Below are 5633 nucleotides of genomic sequence, written 5' to 3'. Positions count from 1 at the left end.
GGCCAGCCAGCGCCGGGCGGTCTCCCTGGCCTCACGCTTGGGTACCCCCGCGCTCCGGGGCCCGAAGGCCACGTTCTCGAGCGCGCTCAGGTGCGGAAACAGCAGGGGGTCCTGGGACAGCAGGGCGGTTCCACGGCGGTGCGGCGCGGTCCAGGTGTGCGCTTCCTCGCCAAGGTCAAACAGCACCCGGCCGTTCACCTCGGCCCGGCCGGTGTCCGGACGGAGCAGCCCGGCGATCACGCCCAGCAGGGTGGATTTTCCGGCCCCGTTCGGGCCGAGCACGGCAACCGTCTCGCCCGGCGCCAGGCTGAGCGAGACGTCAAAACGGCGGGCGGCAAGGGCGGCGTCGAAAGTGAACGTCATGTTGCCACCCGACCGGACGTGCCCTTGCTGAGGGCGGCTTTGCTGCAGGACCCGGCAGGCCCGGGACCCCGGTAGGAGAGCCCGACGACGGCGACCGCCACCACGACCAGCAGCAGGGACAGCGCGACGGCGGAGTCGGCGTCGGTCTCGCGCTGCAGGTAGATTTCCAACGGCAGGGTGCGGGTGACGCCCTGCAGACTTCCGGCGAACGTGAGCGTGGCGCCGAATTCGCCCAGGCTTCTGGCGAAGGACAGCACAGCCCCGGAGGCCAGCCCGGGCAGCACCAGTGGAAGGGTGACGCGGCGCAGCACGGTGGTGGGGCGCGCCCCAAGGGTTGCGGCGACGGCCTCGTACCGGCTTCCGGCCGAGCGGAGGGCGCCTTCGAGGCTGACTACGAGGAACGGCAGGGCCACGAACGTCTGGGCGAGGACCACCGCCGTCGTCGAGAACGCGATCTGGATGCCGGCGATTTCGAGACTCCTGCCCAGGAGGCCCTGGCGGCCGAAGGCGTAGAGCAGCGCGAGGCCCCCCACGACCGGCGGCAGGACGAGCGGCAGCAGGACGAAGGAACGCAGCAGCCGCTGGCCCGGGAAGTCTCCGCGGGCCAGCACCAGCGCCAGCGGCACCCCAAACAGCACGCACAGGACCGTGCTTGCGGCGGCGGTGCGGAGGCTCAGGCCCAGGGCCGTGAGGGACGATTCGGACGTGACCAGGGGGATGAACTGCGGCCAGTTGACCCGTGAAACCATGGCCGCGAGCGGCAGCAGCACAAACAACGCCCCGACTACGGCGATGGCCATGACCCAGCGCGGAATCCCGTTGTACGCGCTGTCCCTTCGGCGTCTCACGCGGCCCTAGGGGGTTCCGAAGCCGGCGGCACTGAGGAGTTTCTGACCCTCGGGACCCGTGACCGTCGCAATGAAGGCGGCCGCCAGGTCCTTGTTCCTGCCGGTCCGGACCGCGGCGATCGGGTAGGTGTTCACGGCCTTGGCCGACTCGGCGAAGGGGAATTCCTTCACCTTGTCCCCGGCGGTCTTGACGTCCGTGACGTAGACCAGCCCGGCGTCGGCCTCTCCCGACATGACTTTGCCCAGGACATCCGTGACGGAGGATTCCTCACTCACCGGCGCCAGGGTGAGGCCGGATTCCTGCTCGACAGTCTTCGCGGCGGCGCCGCAGGGAACCTGGGCCGCGCACGTCACAACCCTCACCCCGGGCTTGGCGAGGTCGGCGAAGGAACCGACGGAGGCGGGGTTGGCCGGGGGCACGGCAATGGTCAGCACGTTGGTGGCGAAGTCCCGGGGCGATCCTTCCACGAGCGACGCGTCGGAGAGCTTGGCCATGTTCCTGGTATCGGCGGAGGCAAACACGTCCGCCGGTGCGCCCTGGCTGATCTGGGTGGCCAAATCGGCGGACCCGGCGAAGCTGAGGGTCACCGTGGTTCCCGGGTTCCTGGCCTCGAACTGCTCGGCGAGCGCCGTGAAAGGGGTCTTGAGGGACGCGGCGGCGAAAACGGTGAGGGTCTTGCCCGCGCCGCCGTCTCCGGCAGGCGCGGTGCAGCCCGAAAGGGCGGCGGCAACGAATCCCGCCGCCAGCAGGGCGGTCACCTTGAACGCGGGGATCATATGACGCCCTTGCCTTTCGGGGTCTCAATGATCACCGTCGTGGCCTTGACGACGGCGGTGGCGACCGAGCCGAGCTCCAGGCCGAGGTCCCGCACGGCCTCGCTGCTCATCAGGGACACCACCCGGAACGGCCCGCACTGAAGTTCCACCTGGGCCATGACGGCGTCGGCGGTGATTGCGGTGACGAGGCCGACGAAGCGGTTGCGGGCCGAGCTGCCCGCCCTGGCCGGGTCATCGGGAAGCTGGGCCTGCTCCCGGGCGAGCCGGGCGAGTTCCAGCCCGTCCACGGCGAGGCGTCCGGCGTCGTCCTTGTGCGGTGTCAGGCTTCCGTTCTCGGTCCAGCGCCGGATGGTGTCATCGCTGACACCCAGCAGCCGGGCCGCCTCGGAAACGCGAATATTAGGCATAAGGACACTCTAGCCCGCATCTGCGGAGCCGACGGTGGTATTTGGGCGCAAACTCGAAACCGAAGAATGGCACCCGGCAGCTTCTTCACACCGATTCCCGTAGCTTGGGCGCTGTCGTTGGACCTAGAATCTTTGCGAGGGGTGGAGCCTCGGTCGCCCAAGGAGCAGCGCCATGAAATGGGTCAGGCCGGAGAACCCGGACTACGACGAAACACGCAAACTTTTCAACGCGATGATTGACCGGCGCCCGGCCGTCATCGCCCAATGTGCGGACCCGGGCGAGGTGGCCGAGGCCCTGCAGTATGCCAAGGACAACAGCCTGGCCGTTGCTGTCCGGGCCGGCGGGCATTCCGTTGCCGGCATGTCGACCAATGACGACGGTTTGGTAGTTGACGTCCGGCCGATGAAGTCAATCTCGGTGGACCCGGACAACAAAACGGTGACGGTGGGAGCCGGCGTGACGTGGGGCGAGTTCGACCGGGCCACACAGGAACACGGCCTCGCCTGCACCGGCGGGCGGGCTTCCACCACTGGCGTCGCGGGATTCACGCTGGGCGGCGGTTCGGGGTGGCTGGAGCGCTCATACGGCTTCGCCTGCGACAACCTGCTTTCCGTCAACCTCGTGACAGCCTCCGGAGAACGGGTGACCGCCAGCGCCCAGGAGAACCCCGAACTGTTCTGGGCCCTCCACGGCGGCGGAGGCAACTTCGGCGTCGCCACCGAGTTCACGTTCCGCCTGCACCATCTGGGCCCTGGAGTTCAGGCAGGCCTGATGCTCTGGCCCGGCGATGCCTCGACCGAGATCAGCCGCGCCTACCGGGAGCTTTGCCTTGCTGCCCCAGACGCCGTGGGCACTGCCCTGGTGTTCCTGACGGCACCGCCCGAACCGTTCGTTCCAACCGGAATGGTGGGGAAACAAGCAGTAGGGCTCGCCTATCTCTACGCGGGAGACCCCGCCGACGGTGCGGAACACGCTGCGCCGTTCCGGGAGCAGGGCCCGGCAGTGGATCTGGTCAGCGAAATGAATTATGCCGATTTCCAGTGCATGATCGATGACCCGCCAAATCTGTACAACTACTGGAGTGCCGATTACCACGACGACTTGCCGGACACCGCCCTGGACGTGCTCGTGGAGTCAGCGCAGAACCTGCCAGGCCCACACTCCCAACTTCTGGTTGCCAGCTGGGGCGGGGCTGTGGCGGGGCCGGCGGCTGCCCAGACACCGCTGCAGAACCGCAACGCCACGTGGGTCTCGCACCCGTTCGGGCTGGAGGAAACACCGGAAGGAGGCCAGGTGGCGAAGGCCTGGGTGAAGAAGTTCCGCCAGGACATCTCCCCCTATGCCACGGGCGGCGTCTGGCTGAACTTCGTCGGCGACGAAGGCCAGGACCGGGTCCGGGCAGCCTTCGGCGAGGAGAACTACAACCGGCTGGCCCAGGTGAAGCGTGAGTTCGATCCGGAGAACACATTCCGCGGCAACCAGAACATCCGGCCGGCCGCTTCCTGATAACCGGGCCAGCCCCCCGGGCTTGCACCCTCCAGCTGTGAGACGGTTGGTAAGTAACATGACCATCCGACAGTGGGAGAGAAAAACAGCATGGGCAGTCCGGAAAAGACAACCCCCTGGAGCGACAGCCTGGGCCGCGCCAGCATCAGGACCGCACAGGTCCTCCTCCTGCTGGTCCTGTCAGTGGTGGTGGTCTATGCCCTGATCCAGGTGCGCCTCGTGGTGATTCCCGCGCTGCTGGCCCTCATCCTCGCCGCCGCGATCGCACCCTTCGTCCACTGGCTGCGCCGCCGGGGCTGGCCCAGCACCGCCGCCACCACCGTGTCCTTCCTGGTACTCCTGCTCGCGTTCGGCGCCGTCATCACCGGCATCGTCTTCGCCGTCATGAGCCAGGCCGACCAGCTCGCCAGCAAGGCCACGGAAGGCTTCGACCGGGTCTACGCCTTCATCCGCACGGGCCCCATCCCCGTCGATGACCAGCAGATCCAGCAGGCGCGCGACGCCGTCGTTGACTTCGCCACCAGCAGCACCGTTGGCGCGGGCGCCATCTCCGGGCTCAGCGCGGCCGGCAACTTCGTCACCGGCGCCCTCCTGATGGCGGTGATCCTGTTCTTCTTCCTGAAGGACGGCGAGAGCATCTGGGCCTTTGTGCTGCGGGCGTTCAAGGGCAGGAACCTGGTGAAGGCCCGCCGCGCCGGGGAGCGAAGCCTCAACGTGCTCGGCGGCTATGTGCGCGGAACCTCCATCGTGGCCCTGGTGGACGCGTTCTTCATCGGCCTCGCGCTGGTTGTCATGGGCGTTCCGCTCGCACTGCCGCTCGCCGCACTGACCTTCATCGGAGCCTTCATCCCGCTGATCGGCGCCACCCTGGCCGGCATCCTCGCCGCGCTTGTCGCGCTTGTCGCCAACGGCCCGTTCGCGGCCCTGATCGTCATCATCGTCGTGATCGTCGTCAACCAGCTGGAGGGCAACTTCCTGCAGCCGGTGGTGATGGGCCAGGCGCTCAACGTGCATGCCCTCGTCATCCTGCTGGCCCTCACCGCCGGCACCATCCTCGCCGGCATCATCGGTGCGATCCTGGCCGTTCCCCTCGTGGCGGTGGGCTGGGCCGCGATCAAGGCCTGGAACTCAGGGGGCAACATCACTCCGGAGGCCATCGCGGAGGCCGAGCATGAGACCCGGCTCAATGAAAAGGGCGAAGGGGTGCGCTCCAAGCCACAGCGTGCACGGACCCGGAAGGAAGAGCAGTCCGAGACCGCGGCCGTTGACGCCAGCCAGGGCTGATCCGGCGCCGGATTAGACTTCCTGCATGGCCATCTATCTTGATCCTCCGCTCTGGCCGGCGCATGGAACGCACTTCTCGCACCTGATCTCGGACACCTCGCTGGCGGAGCTGCACGCCTTCGCGGCGGCGGCCGGCATCCCGGACAGGGCGTTCGACGGCGACCACTACGACGTCGCCGAAGCCCGCTACAGTGCCCTCGTGGCGGCCGGGGCCGTACCGGTGGAGGGGCGGATCCTGGTCCGCAAACTGATCGCCAGCGGGCTGCGGATCCCGGCCCGGCGGCGCAGCAGTTCACTTAAGCTCCCGTTGCTGACCCGCTGGAACGATGTCCTCCCGGGCCACGACGCACTCTTCCTGGACTTACTGGACCGCTGGGGCGAGGAGCACCGGAAGTACCACGGCCGCACCCACCTGCTGGCGGTCCTGGAGGCCCTGGACCGCCTCAC

The 5633-nt window shown here is 68.1% G+C and carries 7 protein-coding genes; 3 read left to right on the top strand and 4 right to left on the bottom strand.

Annotated features, from left to right (window positions below; all coding sequences use genetic code 11):
• From K789_RS0102510 to K789_RS0102495, 4 genes are all read right to left on the bottom strand, one after another.
• Nucleotides 1-363, bottom strand: a 363-nt coding sequence (locus K789_RS0102510) for an ATP-binding cassette domain-containing protein (protein ID WP_024365371.1), incomplete at its 3' end; no start/stop codon positions are given.
• The gene (locus K789_RS0102505; protein WP_051180863.1) at nucleotides 360-1163 is read right to left on the bottom strand and encodes an ABC transporter permease; all 804 of its coding nucleotides are present in this window, start codon (nucleotides 1161-1163) and stop codon (nucleotides 360-362) included. The genes K789_RS0102505 and K789_RS0102510, both read right to left, overlap by 4 nt.
• A 54-nt stretch (nucleotides 1164-1217) precedes the next feature.
• Nucleotides 1218-1988, bottom strand: coding sequence for a molybdate ABC transporter substrate-binding protein (gene modA / locus K789_RS0102500; protein WP_024365369.1), 771 nt, complete (start codon nucleotides 1986-1988; stop codon nucleotides 1218-1220).
• The gene (locus K789_RS0102495; protein ID WP_024365368.1) at nucleotides 1985-2395 is read right to left on the bottom strand and encodes a TOBE domain-containing protein; all 411 of its coding nucleotides are present in this window, start codon (nucleotides 2393-2395) and stop codon (nucleotides 1985-1987) included. Before K789_RS0102495 ends, modA begins: the two co-directional genes overlap by 4 nt.
• Nucleotides 2396-2567: 172 nt before the next feature.
• Between K789_RS0102495 and K789_RS0102490 the strand changes: the two genes are divergently transcribed.
• The 3 genes from K789_RS0102490 to K789_RS0102480 form a co-directional block, all read left to right on the top strand.
• Complete coding sequence (locus K789_RS0102490; RefSeq protein ID WP_024365367.1) at nucleotides 2568-3902, top strand: FAD-binding oxidoreductase; 1335 nt, start codon at nucleotides 2568-2570, stop codon at nucleotides 3900-3902.
• A gap of 90 nt (nucleotides 3903-3992) precedes the next feature.
• Nucleotides 3993-5186 (top strand): AI-2E family transporter, encoded by a 1194-nt coding sequence (locus K789_RS0102485; RefSeq protein ID WP_024365366.1) that lies wholly within the window; start codon nucleotides 3993-3995, stop codon nucleotides 5184-5186.
• Nucleotides 5187-5211: 25 nt separating this feature from the next.
• Nucleotides 5212-5633: DUF4031 domain-containing protein (locus K789_RS0102480; protein ID WP_024365372.1), on the top strand; the 422-nt coding region annotated here is incomplete at its 3' end.

Origin of the sequence: Arthrobacter sp. TB 26, assembly GCF_000427315.1 — a bacterium.
Lineage (GTDB): Bacteria > Actinomycetota > Actinomycetes > Actinomycetales > Micrococcaceae > Arthrobacter.
This window is presented reverse-complemented; position numbering and strand designations above follow the sequence as displayed.

Excerpts from the sequence above, each read along its gene's own strand:
- K789_RS0102505 (WP_051180863.1), bottom strand. The coding sequence starts at position 1,163 with ATGGCCATCGCCGTAGTCGGGGCGTTGTTTGTGCTGCTGCCGCTCGCG.
- modA (WP_024365369.1), bottom strand. The coding sequence starts at position 1,988 with ATGATCCCCGCGTTCAAGGTGACCGCCCTGCTGGCGGCGGGATTCGTT.
- K789_RS0102495 (WP_024365368.1), bottom strand. The coding sequence starts at position 2,395 with ATGCCTAATATTCGCGTTTCCGAGGCGGCCCGGCTGCTGGGTGTCAGC.
- K789_RS0102490 (WP_024365367.1), top strand. The coding sequence starts at position 2,568 with ATGAAATGGGTCAGGCCGGAGAACCCGGACTACGACGAAACACGCAAA.
- K789_RS0102485 (WP_024365366.1), top strand. The coding sequence starts at position 3,993 with ATGGGCAGTCCGGAAAAGACAACCCCCTGGAGCGACAGCCTGGGCCGC.